We start from the raw sequence: 24,782 nt of genomic DNA on the forward strand, positions 1-24,782 counted from the left end.
TCGCACATTAAGGCATATGAAAATAAATAGACCAGCATACTGACTAGTTATTTATTTGAATGTGCCTAAAATAAAGGCGGAAGTCTGAAATTTCAAGATAGCTATTTTATGTTTTTAATTAATACTATTATAATATTTATTATTTGGATAAATAGGAAAAAATATAAATAATTTATTTACCTATGTAAATGTTTATAGTATTATAATATAAACATATAATAGTAATTGAAATTTATTTGACTACTTTATGAATTAAATTAGGAGGATAGTTTATGATAATAAAACCAAAATTTAGGGACTTTATATGTGTTACAGCTCATCCAGAAGGCTGCAAAGAAAATGTATTAGAGCAAATAAACTATGCAGAAAAGTGTAAATCACCAAATAGGTTTAAAAAGGTACTTATAATTGGAGCATCTACAGGTTATGGACTTTCTTCAAGGATAGTTTCGGCCTTTGGCTATAAGGCTAGTACTATTGGAATAGTATTTGAAAAACAGGCATCTAGGAATAGAACTGCTACAGCTGGATGGTATAATACTGCGGCTTTTGAAGAAAAAGCCTTAGAAAAAGGATATTATTCAAGAACTATTAATGGAGATGCATTTTCAAAGGAAATCAAACAAAAGACTATAAATCTTATAAAAAAAGATTTGGGTAAAGTAGATCTTGTCATTTATAGTATAGCATCTCCCAGAAGAAAGGATCCAGCTACAGGTAAAACCTATTACTCATTTTTAAAGCCAGTAGGTAAAGCCTATAAAAATAAAACTGTAAATTTTCATACTTTTGAAGTGTCAAATATAGAAATTCAGCCGGCTACTGATGATGAGATAAATCAAACTGTAAATGTAATGGGAGGCCAGGATTGGAAGCTTTGGATTGATGAACTAGTAGAGGCAGACGTACTTTCAAAAGGAGCAACCACCATTGCATATTCTTATATGGGCCCTGAAATCACCTATCCAATTTATAGACAAGGAACTATTGGAAAGGCTAAAGAAGATCTAGAAGAAGCATCTTTGCAATTAGATAATAAGTTAAAACCCATAAATGGAAAAGCTTTTGTATCAGTGAATAAGGCTTTAGTTACTCAATCCAGTTCTGCTATTCCTGTAGTTCCCTTATATGTTTCTGTACTTGATAAAGTTATGAAGCAAAAAGGTATTGATGAAAGCTGTATTGAACAAATAGATAGGCTGTTTTCAAAGATAAATAAGGATGATTTTGAACTAGATGAAGCTAATAGGATAAGATTAGATGATATGGAAATGAGAGAAGATGTTCAAGAAGAAGTCCGTGATATATGGAATAAAATAACTACAGAAAATATTAAAGAGCTAACTAATATCGAAAGTTTTAGAAAAGATTTTTTTAAATTATTTGGTTTTGAACATAAAAATATCAATTATGAAAAGGATACTCATGCTGAAGTAAATATAACAAATATAATAGAATAATTACTTTGTTTATAATTTAATTATATATAATCAAATGAAAATGCACTAATAATTAACATATAGCTTGTAAATGAAATTATAAAGATTTATTATTATAATATAAGTTTAAATTCAATATTATAACTTTATGGGGAATTGTTGTATATTTGAATAATATCAAAGATAATTTAATCATTGAGAAGGGGAGTCGTTTAATGAGAATAGTAATGCTTTCTTGGGAATACCCACCTAAAAATATAGGTGGATTATCTAATCATGTATACAATCTTTCAAAAGCATTAACCTTATGTGGACATGAAATACATGTAATTACTTGTGAGGAAGGTACATCACCAGTAGAAGAAAATGATGATGGTGTTATAGTGCATAGAGTTACACCGTATAAAATACAAACTGAAGATTTTACAAAATGGATTATGCAGCTTAATTTTTCAATGATTGAGGAATGTATTAGAATTATAAGGAAAATAGGAAAAATAGACATAATACATGCCCATGATTGGCTTTCTGCATACAGTGCAAAGGCATTAAAATGGTCATTTAATATTCCTATGGTTTCTACAATACATGCCACAGAAGAGGGAAGAAATAATGGTATAAGAACTGATATGCAGAGGTATATATCTTCAGCAGAATGGCTGCTAACCTATGAATCATGGAAAATAATATCTTGTAGCAATTATATGAAAACGCAGATTATTAATAATTTTAATGTGGCAGAAGATAAAGTTTGGGTAGTGCCAAATGGAGTGTATTCTAAGGACTTTGATTTTGACTTTGATCCATTGGAATTTAGAAGAAATTATGCGCTAGATGAAGAAAAAATAATATTTTTTATAGGAAGGCATGTTTTTGAAAAGGGAATTCAATTGTTAATAGATGCTGCACCACAAATAATAGCCGGTTATAGGGGAGCTAAATTCGTAATAGCAGGGACAGGCCCTATGACAGAAGAATTAAAATATAAGGTTAAAAAAATGGGACTTGAAAATAAAATTTTATTTTCAGGATACATGAATAATGAAACCAAGAGTAAGTTATATAGAGTAGCTAATATAGCTGTGTTTCCATCCTTATATGAACCCTTTGGAATAGTGGCCTTGGAGGCTATGATAGCTGGATGTCCTGTTGTAGTATCAAATACAGGAGGATTAAGTGAATTAGTAGAGCACAGGGTTAATGGTATGAAAATGATAAATGGACTTACTGAAAGTTTAAAAGACAATGTACTTGAGTTGCTTTATGATGATAAATTATGTGAATATATAAAGAAAAATGCCAAGGAAAGTATAAGCGAAAGATATACTTGGGAAGAAGTAGCTAAACTAACAAGTAAAATGTACAATTCGGTTAAAGAAGAAGCATTGGATACAGAATGGGATGTGGATAAAAAAGTTTTTACAGAGAAGAAGGTAACTGCTGCTAGCAAAGTAAAAAGGAAAAGGTCTACTGCTTCTGCAAAAAAAGAAGGTACTAATACTAAAACGGAGACTTCTAAGGAAACTAAGCCAAGAACAAGAACAAGGACAAGAAGAACTACTAAAGCATCTTCGGTAGCTGCATCTAAAGCAAAAATAGTATCTAGTACAGAAGCTATAAGTAAAACTAATGTAGCTTTGTCTAATGTTAGAAAAGCAAAGTCAGCCATTGCAGCTGATAGTGAGAAAAAGGTAATTTCTGAAACTGCAATTTCTGGAAAAGTAAAAACAAAGGTAGTTGATGGACGTAAAACTAAAACTAGGACAAGAGCTGCGGGGAGTGCTACAAGTACTAACAAAGCTACAAAGACAAAGAGTACATCTTCAACAAGGGCTAGTGGTAGTAAAAAAGCTGAACAAGATACTCAATAAAAATTTTTATTGAGATTTTTATTTATAGTTTCTATAAAAGAAAAGTGTATTAGGCATGTGAAAATAAATAACAAGTGAAATATACTAGTATACTGACTAGTTATTTATTTAAAGATGCCTTAGTAAGAAATTGCTCAATTTCTTACTAATACACTTTATTTAAATTTATCTTTCTTCTTTTTCTTTTTAACTGAATACCCAAAAGAGCCCAGTGGTTTTGAAATTAAACCATAGTACTCTCCATGAGAATAACATATAAGGTTTGCTTTATTAAAGCATATTTTATTATTTGAATCCAATAAATTTTCGTCTACCTTAACATTTAAAACTTCAAGTAAGAACAAATCATGGGTACCAAGAGGGGTAATGCTCTTTACTTTGCATTCTAAAGCCACTGGAGATTTCTCCAATGAAGGTGTAGCTATCTTTATTCCTTTGTTAAGTTCTAAGTCAAAATGTTTAATCTTATCTTCTTTCTTTCCAGAAACAACGCCACAATAATCTACAATCTTAACCATATCTTTTGTAGGAAGATTTATAACGCATTCGCCACTTTCCTTAATATATGTATAAGAAAGTCTTTCAGGCCTTACTCCCATAGCAATAATAGGATCTTTGGTACAAACAGTGCTCACCCAGGCAACTGTAAAAATATTTATTTTGTTAGATGAACTTTTAGAAGTAACAAGAACTACAGGAGCGGGGTTTAACATTACACTACCTTTAAAATTTAACTTACTCATTTATTCCTCCAATTTATTATACGGTATGTACATTTTAGTTTGTAAAGTATTACATTATCTAAATATAAAGTGATATTATACAATTTTAACATATAATTTAGTGAATCATAATAATTTATTAAATTATTATGATTCATTTTATGCATTATTGAGCTATAATGTATATATAGCCTATTAGGCACATTCAAATAACTAACTAGTCAGTATGCTAGTCTATTTTGAATCCTACCACGTCAATAGAACCCTCAGATAGCTTACTATCTGAAGAACCTATTTCCTTGTAGGCTTCAAAATATACGTCGCATCTTTGACTTACTATTTATTTTCATATGCCTTATGTTAATTCTGATAATACTTACAGAGGTGAAGACCATGATTAAGAATAAAAAAAATATAATTATAGGAATAATATTTTTTTTAATAGTAGCATATTTTTTTGTATATAAAAACTTTGCTATAGGTGATGCTGACAATCAACCTGTACACGGAACAGTTTTATCTGAAAATTCAAATTCTAGTAATTCTCAAAAGACAAATAAGGACTCTATTAGTGCTGAGCATGATAAGGTTCAAGTAAAGATTACATCTGGAAGTCATAAGGGAACGGTATTGAGCCTAGATAATCTTGTAAATGATAAGACATTTCATGAAACTATAGCACGTAAAGGTTCAGAGGTGCTTATAAATGTTGACGAAAATGATGATGGTAGCATAAAAAGTGCATACATATATGAAGTAGTAAGATATAAATATATATACATATTATCATTTGTTTTTGTTGTATTATTAGTGATTATAGGTGGGAAAAAGGGACTAAGATCTATTGCTGCATTATTATTGACAGGTATAGTTATATTAAAAGTTCTTATACCACTAATTGTAAGTGGCTTTAATCCAATAGTAGTATCCATTATACTATGTATAGGTGTGAGTATTTTAAATTTACTCATAATAAGTGGTAAGAATAAAAAAACTATGGCAGCAATTATAGGTACTGTAGGAGGAGTGCTTATAGCAGCAATTATAGGAATATCCATGAGCACTATATTAAGACTTACAGGACTTACTGATGAAGAACTACAGATGTTAGTTTACATATCTCAAGATACATCCTTTGATTTTAGAGGACTATTATTTTCAGGTATATTGATGGGAGCCTTAGGTGCAGTTATGGATGTCAGTATATCCATTGCTTCGGCAGTTAATGAAATTAAAGAGAAAAGTAAAGAAATTTCTACAAAAGAACTTATAAAATCAGGAATGAATGTGGGTCGTGACATTATGGGTACTATGGCTAATACTTTAATATTGGCCTATGTAGGAGCTTCTATGTATATTTTAATGCTAGTATCATCATATAATTTACCACTGTTTAGAATTCTAGATCAGGATATTATAGCTTCTGAAGTATTAAAATCTTTAGCTGGAAGCATAGGCTTGGTTTGTACTATACCTATTACAGCAGTAGCGGCAGCTTGGCTATTTAGAGAAAAAGCTGATTCTTAGTATATTTAATTTCATAATGTCAATAATTAAAAATGTACATTTTATTGACAAAAGAATACAATAGTAATATAATCATAGTAAATAGATTGAAATACTAAGTTATTAAAAACGGGTTTAAAAGAGGTGTTTAAATGAAAATTTCCACAAAAGGTAGATATGGGTTAAAAGCTATGATAGATTTGGCCTTAAATTCAGTTAATGATAGTGTTACACTAAAGAGCATAAGTGAAAGACAAAGTATATCCGAGGGATATCTAGAACAGATTTTTGCGTCTCTCAGAAAAAAAGGAATTATTCAAGGGAAAAAAGGATCTCAAGGAGGATATGTTTTAGGAGAATCACCAAGTGATATTACTGTTGGTGACATTCTAAGAGCACTTGAAGGGGAACTGAATTTAGTAGAATTTGATAAGACAAAGAATGAAGATAGAGTAGAACAGTGCATTAATTATAATGTTTGGAGCAAGCTTAATAAAAGTATAAATGATATAGTAGATTCTATTACTTTAGAAGATTTAGTTATGAAATATAACACACTTGCTAACGATGCATTCATGTATTATATTTAATTATATTATAAGAGGTGATTTTAAATGTCAAAGATCTTTAAGAATGTTACTGAATTAATAGGTAACACTCCACTAGTTGAATTATCAAAGTATGAAGCTTTAGAAAAGCTTGGAGCCACAGTTTTAGCAAAAGTTGAATATTTTAATCCAGCAGGAAGTGTTAAAGACAGAATAGGGTATTCAATGATTGTTGATGCGGAGGAAAAGGGCCTTATAGATAAAGATACAGTTATAATAGAGCCAACAAGTGGTAATACAGGAGTTGGACTTGCACTTGTATGTTCAGCAAGAGGATATAAATTAATTTTAACTATGCCTGAAACAATGAGTATTGAAAGAAGAAAGTTATTGAAAGCATATGGTGCGGATTTAGTTTTAACACCAGGACCTGATGGAATGAAAGGCGCAATAAAAAAAGCGGAAGAACTTGCAGTAGAACATAAAAATGCATTTATTCCTCAACAATTTAAGAATCCAGCTAATCCAGCTTATCATGAAAAGACTACAGCAGAAGAAATTTGGAAAGATACTGATGGTAATGTGGATGTATTTATTGCAGGAGTAGGTACTGGTGGTACACTTACTGGTGTAGCTAAAGTACTTAAAGAGAGAAATCCTAAAGTTAAAATAGTTGCAGTGGAACCAGCAGATTCACCTGTACTTGAAGGAGGAAAACCGGGACCTCATAAACTTCAAGGAATTGGAGCAGGATTTGTACCAGATGTTTTAAAAATAGATTTAGTAGATGAAATTTTTCCTGTAAAAAATGATGATGCCTTTGCAGTTACTAAGAAATTAGCTACAGTAGAAGGACTTTTAGTAGGTATTTCATCAGGGGCTGCTGTATATGCGGCTATAGAAATTGCAAAGAGACCAGAGTTTAAAGGAAAGAATATAGTTGTAATACTTCCAGATACAGGTCAAAGATATTTATCAACAACAGTTTTTGATTAAATTTAATTAAGAATAACATTTATGGCACAAATCATGATTTGTGCCATAAATGTTATATTAAATAAAGGGGAGTGAGCAAATGAATTATGATAAAAAATTAGTATACTTGGATTATGGTGCCTCTACTCCTATGAATAAAGAAGTTTTTAAGGAGATAGAGCCTTATTTTTATACTTTTTATGGAAATCCATCTTCAGTATCTTCATTTTCTGAAAAATCAAAAATGGCTATTTATAATTCAAGGGAAAGAATAGCTAAGGCTATAAATTGTCAAAGAAATGAAATTTATTTTACTAGTGGAGGTACGGAAAGTGACAACTGGGCAATAAAGGGCATTGCATTAAAAAATAGAGATAAGGGAAATCATATTATAACAACTAAAATAGAACATCCAGCAGTAATTAATACCTGCAAGTATTTAGAAGAGTTAGGTTTCAAAATTACATATCTTCCAGTTGACAAATATGGTATAGTAAATTTAGAATATATTAAAAATGCTATTACTGAAAATACTATTTTAGTGTCAATTATGTTTGCAAATAATGAAATTGGATCAATTCAACCAATTAGTGAAATTGGAAAGCTCTGCAGAGAAAAAGGTATAATTTTTCATACTGATGGAGTTCAAGCGGTTGGTCATATTCCTATAGATGTTGAAAAAATGAATATTGATATGCTTTCTATGTCGGCACATAAGTTTTATGGACCTAAGGGAATAGGTGTTCTATATATAAAACGAGGTGTTAAAATAGACGGTTTTATTCATGGTGGACACCAGGAAAGAGGTAGAAGAGCTGGTACAGAGAATACTCCAGGTATTGTTGGAATTGGAAAGGCAATTGAATTATGCACTTTAAATATGGAGAAAGAATCGGAGAGAATAAGTGCTTTGAGAAATAAATTACTTCAGGGCATTTTAGAAATTTCTGGAACTGAACTTAATGGATCTAGGGAAAATAAGAGACTACCAGGGAATCTTAATGTATGTTTTAATGGAATAGATGCTGAAATTTTGCTTATGTCACTTGATTTAAAGGGAATTTGTGCATCTGCAGGAAGCGCATGTTCAGCTGGATCCATAAGACCATCTCATGTGCTTTCAGCTATTGGTTTAAGTCCGGAAAAGTGCAAAAGTTCTCTACGATTTAGTATAGGAGAAGAAACCTCAGAAGAAGACATAGATTATACCATTAGTACACTAAAAGAAATAATTGGCAGTATTAGGACTACTTAAAAAAGAGGTGTATTTATGAATAATAGAGTTGTAGTTGGTATGAGCGGAGGAGTAGATAGCTCAGTAACTGCATATCTTTTAAAGGAACAGGGATATGAAGTAATTGGAGTAACAATGCAGGTGTGGCCTGAAGATAAAGAATATGAGGAAAGAGAAGGGGGATGCTGTTCCCTTTCTTCTGTTGAAGATGCTAGAAGGGTTTCCGATAAACTGGGTATACCATTCTATGTTATGAATTTTAGAGATATATTTGACGAAAAGGTTATTCAACCTTTTGTTCATGAATATTTAGAAGGTAGAACACCTAACCCTTGTATAGCCTGCAATAAATTCATAAAGTTTGATGCTTTCTTAAAAAAAGCAAATGCACTTGGCGCTGACTATATAGCTACAGGACATTATGCTAAGATATATAATGATAAAGGAAGATTTTTGATAAAGAATTCAGAAGACGATAAAAAAGATCAGACTTATGTACTATACAATATGACACAGTATCAACTTGAACACACATTAATGCCTTGTGGGGATTATAGTAAGAATAGAATAAGAGAAATAGCTAAGGAAATAGGTTTAAGTGTACACAATAAAAAAGATAGTGAAGAAATCTGTTTTATCCCAGATAATGATCATGGTGCATATATAAAAAGACAAAACCCAGAGGTAGTTAAAGAAGGTAATTTTGTAGATGATAATGGAAATATTTTGGGAAAACATAAGGGCATAGTATATTATACTATAGGACAGAGAAAAGGCCTTGGGATTGCATTAGGTAAACCTGTGTTTGTAAAAGACATAAATGTAGTAAAAAATCAGGTCGTTCTAGGTAGTGAGGAAGATATATTTAAAACACAACTTATTGCAGATAATGTTAATTTTATTCCATTTGATAAGTTAAATAACCCAATGAAGGTTAAAGCAAAAATAAGATATGCATCTCAGCCTACAGAAGCTACCATATATCCTAATGATAATTCTAAAGTAAAGGTAGTTTTTAAAAATGGAGTAAGAGCTATAACTAAAGGTCAATCTGTAGTTTTCTATGATGATGACTTACTTTTAGGTGGGGGAATTATAGAGAAAATTTTGTAGCTATATAGTGATTATTAGAGAATTGATATTTCTTGCCTTTTAATATTACCCATGCTATAATGTACATGTATTCCAGAGATTTAATATCATGAAACGGGCATTCTCCTTTTTTATTCGGAAGTGTAATTTATGAGTAGTTAGATCCCTAATTTTAAAAAAGGAGGTATGTTTAAATGGCTGATAAGACAATTGTATGTAAAGACTGTAGTAAAGATTTTGTTTTCACTGAAGGTGAACAAGAATTCTACAAAGAAAAAGGTTTTGAAAATGATCCTGTTAGATGTCCTGAATGCAGAAAAGCAAGAAAGACTCAAAACAACAGAGGTTTCAGAAGATAATTAAGAAATTGTTTTCTATATAGCTGCTGATTTATCAGCAGCTATTTTATGTTTATTTTCTAAAGCTATAATGATATTCAGGAGTTTTATCAGTAATTGGTTTTATTGCATATCCATTACTTCTATAGTAATTTACAATTTGAGGTAATGCTTTTATAGTATTAGTATTATTGGAATTGCAATGCATAAGAAGTATTATTTGATCATTTCTATGTTTATATTTTTTTGAGTTATTTACCAATTTATCTACGGATAGATGAGGATTCACTCCATCTTCTATACTGGCATTCCAATCATAAACTTTTAAATTGTTTTTATGAAGTTTTTCAAGCATTTCACTATCAAGGTGTTTAGAACTTCCACCTGGAAATCTTATCAGATTTGTATTTAAACCTGTAATTTCTTTTACTTTTTTTTGGTCATCAAGCATTTCTTTGACGAATATATCGTCACTTTTATATATTTTTTTGAAGTTATGAGAAAAGGTGTGGAGTCCAATACTATGACCTTCTTTATATATTCTCTTTAGTAAATCTTCCCTTCCACATATTTCTTTACCAACTACAAAAAAGGTAGCTTTTACATTGCATTGTTTTAATACATCTAACAAATCGTTAGTTATTATAGTAGGTCCATCATCAAAAGTAAGGTATAGGACTTTTTTTCCAGTAGTTGTTTCTTCCGGAGAAGAATTTAATGCTGCCATAATATTGCTTCCTAAAATAAACTGTACTAAAATAATGCAGTTAAAGAAAATAAACATAAATTAATTATATATTTTTTAATGGTATACATTATCTCATCTTCCTTTTATTAAAATTTTAGCTAAATTTTAAATTTACATCCATATTTAATCTAAGAATTACTATAATATTATTTAATATGTATTAAGTAAAACATAATATTTTTTATCTCACTAACCTAAATATCAAGATACATGTTATTTATCTATTGTGTAAGAATTTACATTATAACTTTAGTATTACCTTAAAATATAATAAAAAATACTATATTAAATTTTCACAATTTAGTAAAATTTAATATTAAAATTTTTAAAAACTAATATACATATAATAGAGGATTAATTAATTTAGATTATTTTGTTTTTTATTTGAATTTACGAAGGAGGACAGTGGAAAATACTAGAAGGGAGAAAATAAACTCTTATGATGAATAAAAAAGTACTGGTACATGTCCTTAACGTATCTTTGCCCATAATAGTTGAAATGACTATTTATACTTTTATGATGATATTAGATACAATGATGATAGGCAATTATGGAGGGAATAAAGCGTTAAGTGCAGTTGGAATAAGTACAGAAATCATTTCTAGTTGCGTAAATATATTTATAGGAGTAGGGATGGCTATACCTATTACTGCTTTAGTTGCCCAAAGTGTTGGAGCTAATAATAAAAAGCAGGCAGAGGAATTTGCTTCAGCAGGTTTCTTAATTGGCTTTTTAATTTCAATCTTTATTTTTTTTATAATGTTTATCTTTAGTAAAAATATTCTATTTATAGCAGGAGCAAAAGGTACAGTGTTAATAATTGGAAATATATTTACTAAAGCAATTCTAATATCGGCTGTTTTTAACATGTTAACAATATTAATGAATTCAATACTAAGGGGATATGGGAATACATATACACCACTTATAATATGCATAATTATAGCTACCATCAAAATTACTTTAGATTGGGTACTAATATTCGGACATGCCTCTCAAAGCTATGGCATTATGGGAGCAAGTTATGCATCAGTAATTTCTCAATTTGTAGGATTGGTTATATGTGTATATTATATTTTATATGTATCCAAGATAAAAATAAAATTTAAATACATGTTATTTCTTAGAAAAAATATTTTAAAAGAAATTTTTAAAATATTTATACCTTCTTTTATGGATGAGGCTGCCTTTAACATAAGCAGGTTAATTTGTACGTTTATAATAATGAATATTGGAAGTATATCTTTTGCATCCAATCAAATAGCTAATACAATAGAATCAATATCAATTATGCCAGGCATAGGTTTTGGCATGGCAGCTACTACTCTCGTTGGTATGAAAGTAGGAGAGAAAAATTATAGAAAGGCAAAGGAATATGCTTATGGTTGTGTATTTTGGTCTGTATTAATAATGAGTATATTTTCTGTGATTTTTTTTCTGGGTTCAAATTATCTTGTAGATTTATTTGTAGGAGATTCTGAGAAAGAAGTAATGAGAATAGCTGGAATTTGTCTATTTATAGGTGGATTTGAACAACCTTTCATAGCACTTTCCTATGGCTTTGCAGGAGCTATAGAAGGCTTTAAAGATGCGAAAACACCTTTCTTCATTTCTTTTGTATCCGGCTGGCTAATAAGAATTCCACTGATAGTATATTTTATGTATTTTAAAAAAAGTTCAATAGTAACTGTGTGGTGGATAACTTTAATACAATGGAGTTTTGATGGTACAATAATGTTTATTTGTTTTAGAAAAAAATTAAGAAAATATTTATTTCCCTATTATTAAAATAAAATTAACATCAGTGCCAAACTCTTCTTAAGTAAGACGTGGTTATGTGTGGTATAATATATTAAGGCACATTCAAATAACTAACTAGTCAGTATGCTAGTCTATTTTGAATCCCACCGCGTCAACAGAACCCTCAGATAGCTCACTATCTCAAGAACATATTTCCTTGTAGGCTTCAAAATATACGTCGCATCTTTGACTTACTATTTATTTTCATATGCCTAAAAATGTAACTTAGGAGAAATAATTTATGGAAGAAAGTATTTTAATTGTAGAGGATGAAGAGAGAATGAGAAAACTCATTGATGCTTATTTAAAAAAAGAAGGATATAAAACCTTTGAGGCAAAAGATGGGGTAGAGGCAGTGAAAATTTTTGATTCCAATAAGGTAACTCTCATAATATTAGATATAATGATGCCTGTAATGGACGGGTTTAATGTGTGTAAATACATAAGAAAGAATTCAAATGTGCCAATAATAATGTTGACGGCTAAATCTGAAGAAGAAGATAAACTTTTAGGCTATGAATTTGGAGCTGATGATTATATTACAAAGCCATTTAGCCCTAAAGTATTAGTGGCAAAAGTAAAGGCACTTTTGAAACGATATTATCCTGATGCTAGTTTAAATAATACAAGCATGAATTTTGATGGAGTAAATATTAATGAATTAAGTCATGAGGTAACAATTAATGGTACTGAAATATATTTGTCACCAAAGGAATATGACCTATTACTATACTTTATTAAAAATAAGGGAATAGTGCTTAGCAGAAATAAAATTTTAGATAGTGTATGGGGCATGGATTATTATGGTGATCTTAGAACCGTGGATACACATATAAAAAGATTAAGAGAAAAACTTATAGATAAAGCATATTTGATAGCTACAGTAAGGGGCAGTGGTTATAAACTTGAGGTGAAAAAATGATTATAAAGAAAGGTATAACTGCTAAATTGTTTTTTATAACCCTTGCATTTTTTGCACTTTTTATAAGTAGCCTTCTTATTTTTCAATCTCTATTTTTTCAGAAATTTTATATAAATAGAAAGATGACTACACTGGAAAACAATGTAGAAAAATTTAAAGAAACTTATAATAAAACAATTACAAATGAAGATATCCTAAGTTTAGTTAGAAACTTTGAAGATTCTAATAATAGTAAAGTAGCAGTACTTGATAAGTATGGGTATTTGAATTTCGTATCTGATTCTGATGAAAAACAAGTGGAATCAGCCAGTGTAAGGGTTATAAAAGAAGTAATTGATAACTGGAGATCAAACCCAGGAGCTTTTGCAGATATGAAGCGAAGCGGTATAAGTAAAACTTATATATTTGATAATAAAGTATATAATGTAAAGAATATAGTTTGTGTATTTCCCAACAATGAAAAGGGCGAGGTTATATTTGCAGTTTCTTCACTTCAACCAGTTAATGAGGCTTCAACAGTTATTAAACAATTTTATGTATATATATATATAACAGCACTTATATTTATAATAATATTATCGCTTATATATTCAAATATGATTTCAAAGCCTCTAATACAGCTAAATAAGACTGCATCTAAGATGGTAAATTTAAATTTTTCTGAGAAATATATTGTTAAGAGTAATGATGAGATTGGAAATCTTGGAAATACACTAAATTTTCTAGCAGAAAATTTAAATAATACTATGAATTCCTTAAGGGAAGCAAATGAAAAATTAAAAAGTGATATAGAAAAAGAAAGAAAATTAGAAAAAATGCGTAAAGAATTTGTAGGAGGCGTATCTCATGAATTGAAGACACCTATTAGCCTTATAGAAGGATACGCTGAGGGAATTAAAGATAATGTATTTCAAGAGGATAAAAATTACTACATAGATGTTATTATAGATGAGGCAAAAAAGATGGGGGCTCTTGTATCTGATATGTTGGATTTATCCCAACTAGAAAGCGGAAACTTTAAGTTAAAGCGTAAAAATTTTTATATTGATAAGCTTATAAATAGTACTATTAAAAAATATTATACTATGTTTAATGAAGGGGAAATAGATGTAGATTTAAGTATAAATAATAATGTTTTAACCTATGGTGATCCAATAAGGATAGAACAGGTGCTAACAAACTTTATTACTAATGCTATTAGACATACTGATAAAAAAGGTAAAATAACTATAGACACGAGACAAGTTGAAAATAGGGTATACGTATATGTAAAAAATTCGGGAAATAATATTGAGAAAGAAGAATTGTCAAGAATATGGGATAAATTCTATAAGGTTGATAAGTCGAGAAATAGAAGTATTGGAGGAACTGGCTTAGGTCTTGCAATAACAAAGAATATTCTTATACTACATAACAGTGACTTTGGAGTAGAGAATTTTCAAGGAGGAGTAGCATTCTATTTTTCCTTATATAAGGTATATTGAAATTAGTGTATTTTGAAACATACTATGCTGCCAGAATCAGATGATATCAAACACTATCAATTGTTAAAGTGTATTTTGAGATAGCTTATCCATTAAAGTATTATAGTATAGATATAGATGAAAAAGTTAAAGGCTTACCTAAAATAATTTATATTATTTTAGGTAAGCCTTATCAATATGTTAATGAATTATTCAGTTAGTTTTAATGTAAGAGATTTAGTAGAACCATTTCTATAAACTTCAATACTTATTTCATCTCCAGCTTTATGTGAAGATTTTATACTATTTAACTCATCTGTAGTTTTTACAGATTTACCATCAAATTTGGTAATTATATCATTTGCCTCAAGACCAGCTTTTTGTGCTGAACTATTTGGATTCACTTGTATAACACCTACTCCAACTGGTACATAGTATTGCTTAGCATCATCACTAGACACGTCACGGCAAGTAATTCCAAGCAATAGCAAAGGCTTTGAAAGTGAACTTATTTTTGGCTTTATAAGATCTATAGGAATTGAGAATCCCATTCCTTCAACTCCATTACCACCTAATTTTGCACTATTTATACCTATTACCTGTCCTTGAGAATTAACTAATGGACCACCGCTGTTACCAGGGTTTATAGCTGCATCAGTTTGAATAAGGGTTTGAGTTTTAGAATTTTCAACTTGAACTTCTCTATTTAAAGCACTTACAATTCCAGAGGTAACAGAGCCTAAAAATTCCTTTCCAAGAGGATTACCGATAGCTACAACCTGATCTCCAACTTGTAAATCTTTTGAATTACCTAGCTCTGCAACTCCAGGCATTGTAGTTTTTTCAGTTACTTTTATAACAGCCAAATCCATAGAGGAATCATAATTTACAACTTTAGCTGCCACTTCTTTTTTGTTACTAAGAATTACAGTTATCTTTTGTGCTCCACTTATTACATGATAGTTTGTCAATATATATCCGTCTGAATTAAATATTATACCAGAACCCATTCCATCTTCTTCTTGAGATTGCCCTAAAAAATCACTATTAACAGAACTCTTAGTAGAAACTCCAACAACAGCTGGACTAACTTTTTTAGCAATATCAGCTACTGTAAGACCACTGCTACTTGCAACAATTGGAGAAGCTTTATAGCTGCTATTGCTATTTGAGGCTTGCTGCGTCAAGTTTTCATATAAAGGACTGGATTTAAAGAAACTTGTCTTTGGAATAAGATATAAAGAAGCAGCTCCAGAAACAGCTCCTCCAAGCACACTACAAATTAGACCTACAGCTATATAAGAAACTATTTTCTTGTCTTTGCCTCTCTTATGCTTTCCATTTAGGGTTTCAACCTTATAGTCAGTATCCTTAAAATTATTATTGGAATAATCTTTATTTGAACTATCATAATTCCTGTCATTTGATACATTGTAAGCTGAATAGTTTGAAGTTGGTAATTCGCTGGTTGAATCTATATTATTTTTATTTTCATTATTTGAATTTTTATCATAATCACTCATTTGTAATCCTCCTAAATCATATCTAATTTCTATACTTATATAATAAATGTACACTGTGACAATTTTATGACAGCTTTGTTAAATGCCTATGACAATTATATATAGGGCATCTTCAAAAAGATAACTAGTTAGTAGCATGACACGTTCATGGATAATTCACCTAAACCTAGTTGAGTAAGATTCATTGATATCATACTGCATTTGCAGAACCTTCTTATAGAGTATGATAAATAAAATTTACATACCCATGTATTTATTATTAATTAAATATTATAATATAAATAATGTGATTTATCCGATAATAGCGATACGTTTATGGATAACTCATCTAAACTTATGTTGAAGTAAAAACTCCAACTAAGTAAGATTCATTGATAAAGGAGTGTTATGTTTTGGAACATAAATGGAGTTTAAAAGAATTATATAGTTCTTTTTCATCAGAGGAATTTAAGAATGATTTAATTAAATGTGATGAATTTATAGATAAAATTAAAAAAATGTCTGAGAAACTTACAAATGATAAAAGTAATTTGGTAAAAATATTAGAAGAATATATAAATATTAGTAATGATTTTTCACATTTATCCTTTAAACTAATGGCATTTTGTCAGCTTACTTTAAGTGTTGATACTAAAAATGTAGATGCTTTGAGGTATCTAGAACTGCTTGAAGAAAAGCTTACAGCATTAGCTCAGCCAAGTACAAAGTTTACAAAATGGATTGGAAGTTTACAAAATCTAGATGAAATAATTAAAGCTTCAGAAACCTTAAAAGAACATGCTTTCTACTTAAGAGAAGAAGTAAAAAAGAATAAATACATTCTAGGTGAAAATGAGGAAATAATCATTTCAAAAATGAAGAACACTGGTTCTAGTGCTTGGAGTAAACTTCAAGATTTAACAACTTCAAATCTTTTAGTTGATATTGATATTAAAGGTAAGAAAGAGAAGCTTCCTCTAACAGTTATTAGAAATATGGCTTATGATGATGATAAAGATTTGAGAAAATTAGCTTATGAAGCGGAATTAAAATCCTATAAGAAAATAGAAGATGTATCGGCAGCGTGTCTTAATGGAATTAAAGGTGAGGTTATAACTGTTGCAAAGTTAAGGGGATATAAGTCACCTTTAGAAGAAAGTCTCATTAATTCAAGAATGGATAGAGAGTCATTAGATGCAATGTTCAATGCAATAAAGGAATATTTGCCAGTGTTTAAGAAATATTTTAGAAAAAAGGCTGAAACATTAGGCTATAAAAATGGTCTTCCTTTTTATGAACTATTTGCGCCAATAGGTAAAAATAGTAAACAATATACCTATGAAGATGCAAAAGAATTTATTGGCTATAATTTTAAAACTTTTAGCGACAAACTTAGCAACTATGCATTAAATGCTTTTGATAAAAATTGGATAGATGCAGAACCAAGAGAGGGAAAAGTTGGAGGAGCCTTCTGCGAGAATTTACATGTTATTGGTGAAAGTAGAATAATGAGTAATTTTAGTGGAAATTTTGGTGACGTAGTAACTCTTGCGCATGAACTAGGTCATGGATATCATGGATCCTGTTTATTGAATGAATCTGCAATTAATAGTGAGTATCCAATGCCTATTGCTGAAACAGCATCAACTTTTTGTGAAACAATTATAAAAAAAGCCGCAGTAAAAAATGTAGCAAAAGAAGAGGCACTTTTGATATTAGAAACGGAAATAAGTGATTGTGCACAGGTGATTGTAGATATATATAGTAGATTTTTATTTGAACAGGAGCTATTTGAAAGAAGAGAAAAGAGTTCATTGTCTTCTAAGGAATTGCAGGAAATAATGATAGAGTCTCAAAAAAAATCTTATGGAGAAGGTCTTGATCTAAATTATTTGCATCCATATATGTGGGTATGTAAACCTCATTATTATTCTGCTGGATTTAATTTTTATAATTATCCTTATGCTTTTGGGCTTTTGTTTTCCAAGGGGTTGTATTCAAAATACTTAGACGATAAGGAAAAATTTGTTGCAGAATATGATACATTACTTAGTGTAACAGGAAAAAATCAAATTTCAGATATAACTAAGCTTATGAATATCGATATTCATTCTATGGATTTCTGGAGGAGTTCTTTGGAACTTATAAGAGAAGATATAGATAAATTTATTAAATTGTTATGAAGTTTAAAAATTATATTAGTAAGCAAATGTAAATTATTATTACAAGTGAAAATTATATGTATAGTATGTCTATTTAGATACAATTAAATATGATATAATTTATTACATGAGGTGAAGGATATTGGATTTTTTAAAACAAATGTTTAAGAAGGATTTAATTAAAAGTTTATTGTTTTTAATATGTATAGGTATATTTTTATATCTTATAAAAAGTATACTCAATCTTGTTTTATTAACATTTTTATTTGCTTATTTAATTAATAGTTTAGAAAATCTCGTAGTAAATAATTTAAAAAAATATATTCCTGTAAAAAAAGGAATAGTTACAATAGTACTTTATATAGTTATATTTGCATTAATAATAGTTGTTTTATATAAATATGTACCCTTAATAATATTTCAAAGTATAAGTATTATTAAACAGGCAGAGGAATTTTATATAGAAACTACTAAAAACAATATGCCAGACGGTTTAAGTAAGCTCTTGATTCCTATGATAGCTAAAATTGATATACGAAATTACACTCAATCGGGAATTGATATGGCATTACGTGTAGCCACTAATGTGGGAAAATGGAGTGGATATGCATTTATTTCACTTATGTTAAGCTTATTCTTTATTTTAGAAAAAGAAAGGGTTATAAGCTTTGTAAAGAAATTTGAAGATAGTAAGGTTTCTGGAGTTTACAAATATTGTGCACATTTTGGAAATAATTTCTTAAATTCTTTTGGTAAAGTAATAACAGCTCAAGTAGTAATAGCTACGGTAAATACAATTATATCTGTTATTTTACTTAGTATTATGGGATTTCCTAAATTATTAGCACTAGGATTTATGATTTTTCTTTTAAGTTTAATACCAGTAGCAGGAGTAATAATATCACTTATACCATTATGTTTAATTGCCTTTAAGATAGGTGGAATGGTAAAGATAGTATATATATTAATAATGGTAGCTATAATACATTTAGTTGAAAGCTACATATTAAATCCTAAACTTATGTCTGAAAAAACTAAATTACCTATATTTTTTACTTTTGTAATACTTATTGTATCGGAACATTTTATGGGAATATGGGGTTTACTTCTTGGTATACCGCTGTTTATGTTTATAATTGAAATATTAGGAGTTAAAGTCAATGAAGATTCTAAATCGTAGATTTTAAATAAATTTTTTAATAAGTAATTCCCTTTGAGATATCTATGAAGAAAATATTTAAAATAAAGGCACTAATCAATTATTGTATACAATAATTGATTAGTGCCTTTATTAATATGAATATATATTTAGTTTATGTAAAATAATAAGAATGAATATTAGTTATAAAACAAAAATATTCTCGAGAAATTGCTATAGAGAGATATATACTTTAAATGAAGAGAGGTGATAATAAATGATAATTATATATCATGATGTAGGAGGAACACATTCTACAGCTATTGCAGCTAATTTACATATTAATAGGTTACCTATGGATAGATTACCTAGTAAAGAGGAACTACTTAATTTACCTACTTTTGACAAAATAGAAAAAAGTGATTTAGGACATTTGATGTATATAGGTCAAGATGAATTTGAAGCAAAGGTATATACCTTAGGTAGAAAATATAAACCTAATTTAGTTATACCAGCAATAGAGGATATGTATTCAGTTTTGAAGGGTAACAGAGAAGAACTTTATGTTATAGATACTCATCCAACAGTAAATCTCCTTATGAAAATTGGTGGTTTTACATCCAGAGGATTAAAATGGGTAAGCTTTGGAAGGCCTATTGTGACTTATGGTAGTATCAAAGCTTATAAGGATATAGTAAATATTGTTAAAGGGGTAAAGGATAATTTAAAAAATAGAAAATAATATTAATTAAAAGTAAATAAGCTATTTATAATTATTTATAATGTATAAAACAATGCCTAAGAAATAAGTTATTATGTAGCATAACTTTTATTATTATATGAATTTAATACTAAGAAAGTGTATTCACTAATAACCATAGGCATTATTTTAATATTTATTTAGACTTAGCCACCAAGGGTAACATCTTGTTTATTATACCAATCTAATGCATTATTAAATTGGCTCTTTGAAAAATCAGGCCACATATCATCAATAACATAAAAATCAGAATAAACACTTTGAACAGGCAAAAATCCGCTTAATCTTCTTCTACCACCCCACCTTATTAATAGGTCCACTCTACTTATATCATGGGATTTAAGGTTTTTATAAATACTGTTTCTAGAATTTCCTTGTGCTTCTTTTAGATTCATAAGATCCCATTCCCAACCATAATTAACTAAAAAATTTATTTTCATACCACCTTTACCAATGTTGGTTCTTTTAGTAAATGGGAGTAACTCTTTTGGAAACATAGGTGAATCATAATTTCCAACTACTAATAAAGAAGCATTTTCTTTTGACAACATCTCCACTGCTTTTATACATGCTGCGGTGAAGGCTTCCTTTTGAATGGCTGGCCTTTTAGTATTATCTACAGTGAAACCATAAAAGGTAAGTTCTTTTATACCGGCCTCTTCACAGCATTTGAATAATTTCAATCCTGGAAGCAGTCCATTTACATATCCCATTTCTTTTGTTAATTCATGTTCTACGGCCCATCTTCTATTTCCGTCTGGAATAACACCAATATGATTTGGAATTCTCATAATAATCAGCTCCTTATTTCTTATACATATTATATATATTGTAAAAATAAATCTATAAAAGTATTAAAGATACTATGTAGGAATTTATTTATAATAAAATACAATTTATAGTATTGCCAAATACCAAGTTTTTATATGCTAAGAATCTAATTACTAAATCTTATCGTTCAATTTTTAAACCAACCTTTACCAACTATTATTCTAGATATTCTTCTTTTATTTAATATATGATTGTATAATTCATTTTTTATAGAAATATTAGATGTTTTGTTATATAGGTTATTAATTAGAGTTTCTATTATATTATCGCCATGTATCATTTATATCACCTGTATGTTAAAATTTGTTTATAAGAGTATAATGCCTTATTAACTTCATATTTATTCTATACTGGAAATTTTATGTTTGCAAATTCAATGTACTCTTAGCTAACGTATTTGCAAACGTAAAATGCAATATTTAATAACATATGTTAGCATTTAATAAGAAATGCAAAATTCTTATGTTATATAAAACCATTGATTTTAAAGGCTTTATAGCATATAATAATAAATAATAGAATAGCTAAGACAGTTCGTAACCATCCTGTCTATAAATAAAACTAGGGAATAGCCATGTAATTATGGTGTTTTTAGATTGCGTTTATGGAGACAGAAATGTCTCCTTTTTTATTTGCAATTAATTAATTTGAGGTGAAGTATGAAAAAAATAGGAATAACTACCACAGTACCAATTGAAGTACTAATTGCAGCAGGATATGAAGTTATAGATTTAAATAATATTTTTATTACAGATGGTGATTATAGTAAATATATAGATAATGCAGAAAGGGATGGCTTTCCTAAAAGCTCTTGTGCGTTTAAAAAGGGTGTTTATGGAGTAGCAATCAAAGAGGACTTTAAAGAGATAATAGGGGTTACAGAAGGAGATTGTTCCAATACTAAGGCATTAGAAGAAGTACTTAGGATGAAGGGGATTAAAGTATATCCTTTTTCATATCCTCAGACTCATAAGATTGAAGATATAAAGACTTCATTAGATAATTTTATGAGAACTTTTGATGTATCCTTTGAAGAGGTGGAAAAAGTAAGAATTAGATTAAACAAAATAAGAAAGCTTATAAAAAGATTAGATGAGCTAACTTATATAGATAATAAAGCAACAGCTCTTGAAAATCATATATATCAAGTAAGTGCCTCAGATTTTAATGGTAATTATGAAGAATTTGAAAGTGATCTAATAAATAAAATAGATGAGATTAAAAAGAGAAAACCTAAAATAAAAAAGCTTAGACTTGGATATATAGGAACACCACCAATGACCTTAGATTTATATAAATATGTGGAAAATTTTAATGCACAGTTTGTATATAATGAAGTCCAACGAGAATTTGCTTTTCCAAGAGCTATAAATTGTAAGAATATATATGAGCAGTATTATGATTATACATATCCCTATGATATTAATTTTAGACTTAAGGAAATAAATAAACAGATAGATGAGAGAAAGATAGATGCTATTATACATTATACACAAGCCTTTTGTTACAGACAAATAGAACATATAGTTATAAAGAATTGTATTAGGATTCCTGTGCTTAACATTGAAGGTGACAAATTAAATTCTTTAGATGCAAGAACAAAATTGAGGATAGAAGCGTTTTTAGATATGATTATCGATTTAAAGGAGATGAGTTAGTGAAAAAGCTTGGTATAGATCTTGGCAGTAGACAGGTTAAACTTATAATGATGGATGAAGATAGAATAATAGAAAAATTTATGATAAGTACAATGTCTTTCTATAAAAATTACTGTTCTTATGATGGAAAGTTAATGGTAAGTTTAGATAAACTCAATATTGGATCAGTAGATACAGCGGTATCCACCGGTTATGGTAGAAATAACACCGATATTAAACTTTTTACACCTATAAGTGAAATAAAAGCTCATGCTTATGGTGCAATATATAATACGGGTTTAAAGAACTTTATACTTTTAGATGTTGGGGGACAAGATGTAAAGATTATAAAAATTGAAAAGAGTATTATAACGGATTTAGAACTTAATGAAAAATGTGCCGCATCCTGTGGTAGGTATTTAGAAAATATGGCCAATGTTTTAGAGGTATCAATAGATGATATGTTTAATTATTATGAAAATCCTGTAGAACTTAATTCAACTTGTGCAGTATTTTCGGAATCTGAATTAATAGGTGAAATTGCTAAGGGTATATCTTTAGAACGATTGTGTGCAGGAGTGAATTATTCATTGTATAAGAGACTTAAGCCACTTTTAACAAAATTTACTGGAGAAACTCTTGTAATATCAGGAGGCGTTGCTAAAAATAATGCATTGAAAATTTATCTTAAAGATGATTATGAAAAAATTATAACTTTAAAAGATGCTCAATATAATGGAGCTATAGGATGTTGCTACTATGGAGAAAAAGTTTTAAAACATACCCAAAATTTAAATTTAACAAATATACAATAGTAATGGAGGATTATTAATGAATAACAATTCAGTAATAAAAAAAATAACTATATCAGGATTGATAATAGCAATATATGTAGTAGTTATGTATTTTACACAATGGTTTGCCTTTGGACAGTATCAAATAAGAATAGCAACAGCATTGTATGCATTGCCAGCTATATTTCCATTTTTAATAATACCTATGGGAATCAGTAATCTGTTAAGTAATACCATAATGGGAGGTCTTGGACCATTTGATATGATTGGAGGAACGTTAGTAGGGATTATCGCTTCTGCACTTGTATACTTGATAAAAAGGTTAAAATGTAATGATTGGTTCATGGTTATTCCCATAATATTTGTGCCTGGACTTTTAGTACCTATTTGGCTTTCATATCTTATACATGTGCCATATACAGTACTTGCTTTAAGTTTATGTATTGGACAAATATTGCCGGCAATTGTAGGCGTATTATTGGTGAAGCAATTGAGAAGGACCATTAAATAATATATTATATTAACGAAGACTGCTAAGGCAGTTTTTTTATTAGAATCATTTCTGCGTTAAGTTTATAAAGATTTACTCTATAGCCCAAATAGATTAAAAGAATTTCTATTATTAAAATAAATATAAGAGTTATAAGTAATTTAGTAAATTTAGACATAAACATCACCACCTTGTATAGTTTATGATGTATAATATAATAAAATTAATCTTTAAGATAATATAATTATTATAAAATTTATTGATGACATTAATGTAATATTAAGGTATAATATACTATATCATCTAAGAAGTGATAATAGAGGTGAGGATATGCTAAATGATGATAAGTTTGCGTTAACTTTATTGGTTCAGAATTCTAATACTATATTCTGTTATTTTAATATTTCTCCAGTAATAATAAAAATCTTTCAAGATAGATATGGTGAAGATTTTTGGAAAAACTCTAAACCTGTTTTGAAAGTATATAATACAACTAGTAGTGATTTACGAGAAATAAAAACAGTATATTTAGATGCTCTTGCAGATAATTGGTTTATAACCCTAGATGAAAGTGGTATAGATGTATTTGTAAAATTGGGTAGAATACTACCTAACAATGAATTTGTTCCGATTTTCATATCCAATACCGTAACTACACCAAGGAATAATCAATCTAATAATTCTAATACTTATTATATTGATATTTCTGAAAATTTTAAAACTAAAGAGGAAAATAAAAAACTTTCAAATAGAGAAATAACAAATACAAATGATAGTAAAGAACAAAAAACCTTATCCATTTATGGATG

Annotated in this window: 22 protein-coding genes; 18 read left to right on the forward strand and 4 right to left on the reverse strand. The window is 29.0% G+C overall.

Annotated elements, in window-relative coordinates:
- The first annotated feature begins 272 nt into the window (after positions 1-272).
- Both fabV and RH99_RS06955 read left to right on the forward strand, forming a co-directional pair.
- Entirely contained in the window at positions 273-1,460 is a 1,188-nt protein-coding gene (gene fabV / locus RH99_RS06950) for an enoyl-ACP reductase FabV (RefSeq protein ID WP_010235794.1), read from the forward strand.
- Between the two features lie 194 nt (positions 1,461-1,654).
- On the forward strand, positions 1,655-3,310 hold the full coding sequence (locus tag RH99_RS06955; protein ID WP_010235795.1) for a glycosyltransferase family 4 protein: 1,656 nt from the start codon (positions 1,655-1,657) through the stop codon (positions 3,308-3,310).
- Positions 3,311-3,465: 155 nt separating this feature from the next.
- Here RH99_RS06955 and RH99_RS06960 read toward each other — a convergent pair whose 3' ends face one another.
- Positions 3,466-4,053 (reverse strand): flavin reductase family protein, encoded by a 588-nt coding sequence (locus RH99_RS06960; RefSeq protein WP_010235796.1) that lies wholly within the window; start codon positions 4,051-4,053, stop codon positions 3,466-3,468.
- A gap of 372 nt (positions 4,054-4,425) precedes the next feature.
- Here RH99_RS06960 and RH99_RS06965 point away from each other — a divergent pair, with 372 nt between their 5' ends.
- The 6 genes from RH99_RS06965 to RH99_RS06990 all read left to right on the forward strand — a co-directional run bounded on the left by RH99_RS06965 (position 4,426) and on the right by RH99_RS06990 (position 9,746).
- Positions 4,426-5,559, forward strand: coding sequence for a YibE/F family protein (locus tag RH99_RS06965; RefSeq protein WP_010235799.1), 1,134 nt, complete (start codon positions 4,426-4,428; stop codon positions 5,557-5,559).
- Between the two features lie 131 nt (positions 5,560-5,690).
- Positions 5,691-6,128, forward strand: coding sequence for an RrF2 family transcriptional regulator (locus RH99_RS06970; protein ID WP_010235801.1), 438 nt, complete (start codon positions 5,691-5,693; stop codon positions 6,126-6,128).
- Positions 6,129-6,152: 24 nt separating this feature from the next.
- Positions 6,153-7,082, forward strand: a complete 930-nt coding sequence (gene cysK / locus RH99_RS06975; RefSeq protein ID WP_010235804.1) for a cysteine synthase A — start codon at positions 6,153-6,155, stop codon at positions 7,080-7,082.
- A gap of 79 nt (positions 7,083-7,161) precedes the next feature.
- The gene (gene nifS, locus RH99_RS06980) at positions 7,162-8,316 is read left to right on the forward strand and encodes a cysteine desulfurase NifS (protein WP_010235806.1); all 1,155 of its coding nucleotides are present in this window, start codon (positions 7,162-7,164) and stop codon (positions 8,314-8,316) included.
- A 15-nt stretch (positions 8,317-8,331) separates the two neighbouring features.
- Positions 8,332-9,408, forward strand: a complete 1,077-nt coding sequence (gene mnmA / locus RH99_RS06985; protein ID WP_010235808.1) for a tRNA 2-thiouridine(34) synthase MnmA — start codon at positions 8,332-8,334, stop codon at positions 9,406-9,408.
- 173 nt (positions 9,409-9,581) lie between these two features.
- Positions 9,582-9,746: a zinc-ribbon domain-containing protein gene (locus RH99_RS06990; protein WP_010235812.1), complete on the forward strand. Its 165-nt coding sequence runs from the start codon at positions 9,582-9,584 to the stop codon at positions 9,744-9,746.
- 52 nt (positions 9,747-9,798) lie between these two features.
- Here RH99_RS06990 and RH99_RS06995 read toward each other — a convergent pair whose 3' ends face one another.
- Positions 9,799-10,452, reverse strand: a complete 654-nt coding sequence (locus tag RH99_RS06995; RefSeq protein ID WP_010235813.1) for a polysaccharide deacetylase family protein — start codon at positions 10,450-10,452, stop codon at positions 9,799-9,801.
- Between the two features lie 460 nt (positions 10,453-10,912).
- Here RH99_RS06995 and RH99_RS07000 point away from each other — a divergent pair, with 460 nt between their 5' ends.
- From RH99_RS07000 to RH99_RS07010, 3 genes are all read left to right on the forward strand, one after another.
- Positions 10,913-12,262, forward strand: coding sequence for an MATE family efflux transporter (locus RH99_RS07000; protein ID WP_010235816.1), 1,350 nt, complete (start codon positions 10,913-10,915; stop codon positions 12,260-12,262).
- Between the two features lie 253 nt (positions 12,263-12,515).
- Positions 12,516-13,196, forward strand: a complete 681-nt coding sequence (locus tag RH99_RS07005; protein WP_010235819.1) for a response regulator transcription factor — start codon at positions 12,516-12,518, stop codon at positions 13,194-13,196.
- Positions 13,193-14,680, forward strand: a complete 1,488-nt coding sequence (locus RH99_RS07010) for a HAMP domain-containing sensor histidine kinase (RefSeq protein ID WP_010235822.1) — start codon at positions 13,193-13,195, stop codon at positions 14,678-14,680. Before RH99_RS07005 ends, RH99_RS07010 begins: the two co-directional genes overlap by 4 nt.
- 188 nt (positions 14,681-14,868) lie before the next feature.
- Here RH99_RS07010 and RH99_RS07015 read toward each other — a convergent pair whose 3' ends face one another.
- Positions 14,869-16,182, reverse strand: coding sequence for a S1C family serine protease (locus RH99_RS07015; RefSeq protein ID WP_010235824.1), 1,314 nt, complete (start codon positions 16,180-16,182; stop codon positions 14,869-14,871).
- Between the two features lie 392 nt (positions 16,183-16,574).
- Here RH99_RS07015 and RH99_RS07020 point away from each other — a divergent pair, with 392 nt between their 5' ends.
- The 3 genes from RH99_RS07020 to RH99_RS07030 all read left to right on the forward strand — a co-directional run bounded on the left by RH99_RS07020 (position 16,575) and on the right by RH99_RS07030 (position 20,203).
- Positions 16,575-18,344: a M3 family oligoendopeptidase gene (locus RH99_RS07020; protein ID WP_010235826.1), complete on the forward strand. Its 1,770-nt coding sequence runs from the start codon at positions 16,575-16,577 to the stop codon at positions 18,342-18,344.
- A 121-nt stretch (positions 18,345-18,465) separates the two neighbouring features.
- The gene (locus tag RH99_RS07025) at positions 18,466-19,503 is read left to right on the forward strand and encodes an AI-2E family transporter (protein ID WP_010235829.1); all 1,038 of its coding nucleotides are present in this window, start codon (positions 18,466-18,468) and stop codon (positions 19,501-19,503) included.
- A 235-nt stretch (positions 19,504-19,738) separates the two neighbouring features.
- Positions 19,739-20,203, forward strand: a complete 465-nt coding sequence (locus RH99_RS07030; protein WP_010235830.1) for a DUF3189 family protein — start codon at positions 19,739-19,741, stop codon at positions 20,201-20,203.
- A 164-nt stretch (positions 20,204-20,367) separates the two neighbouring features.
- Here the strand turns inward: RH99_RS07030 and uppS are convergent, their stop codons facing one another.
- Entirely contained in the window at positions 20,368-21,012 is a 645-nt protein-coding gene (gene uppS, locus RH99_RS07035; protein ID WP_010235832.1) for a polyprenyl diphosphate synthase, read from the reverse strand.
- A gap of 699 nt (positions 21,013-21,711) precedes the next feature.
- Here uppS and RH99_RS07040 point away from each other — a divergent pair.
- The 4 genes from RH99_RS07040 to RH99_RS07055 form a co-directional block, all read left to right on the forward strand.
- Positions 21,712-22,710: a 2-hydroxyacyl-CoA dehydratase family protein gene (locus RH99_RS07040; RefSeq protein ID WP_010235834.1), complete on the forward strand. Its 999-nt coding sequence runs from the start codon at positions 21,712-21,714 to the stop codon at positions 22,708-22,710.
- A complete protein-coding gene (locus RH99_RS07045; protein WP_010235836.1) occupies positions 22,710-23,504 on the forward strand; it encodes an acyl-CoA dehydratase activase in 795 nt (264 codons plus the stop codon). Before RH99_RS07040 ends, RH99_RS07045 begins: the two co-directional genes overlap by 1 nt.
- Before the next feature lie 16 nt (positions 23,505-23,520).
- On the forward strand, positions 23,521-23,994 hold the full coding sequence (locus tag RH99_RS07050; protein ID WP_010235839.1) for a QueT transporter family protein: 474 nt from the start codon (positions 23,521-23,523) through the stop codon (positions 23,992-23,994).
- Between the two features lie 309 nt (positions 23,995-24,303).
- Positions 24,304-24,782, forward strand: a 479-nt coding sequence (locus tag RH99_RS07055) for a DUF4912 domain-containing protein (protein ID WP_010235841.1), incomplete at its 3' end; no start/stop codon positions are given.

The sequence above is a fragment of the Clostridium arbusti SL206 genome (assembly GCF_000246895.1).
GTDB lineage: Bacteria > Bacillota > Clostridia > Clostridiales > Clostridiaceae > Clostridium_I > Clostridium_I arbusti.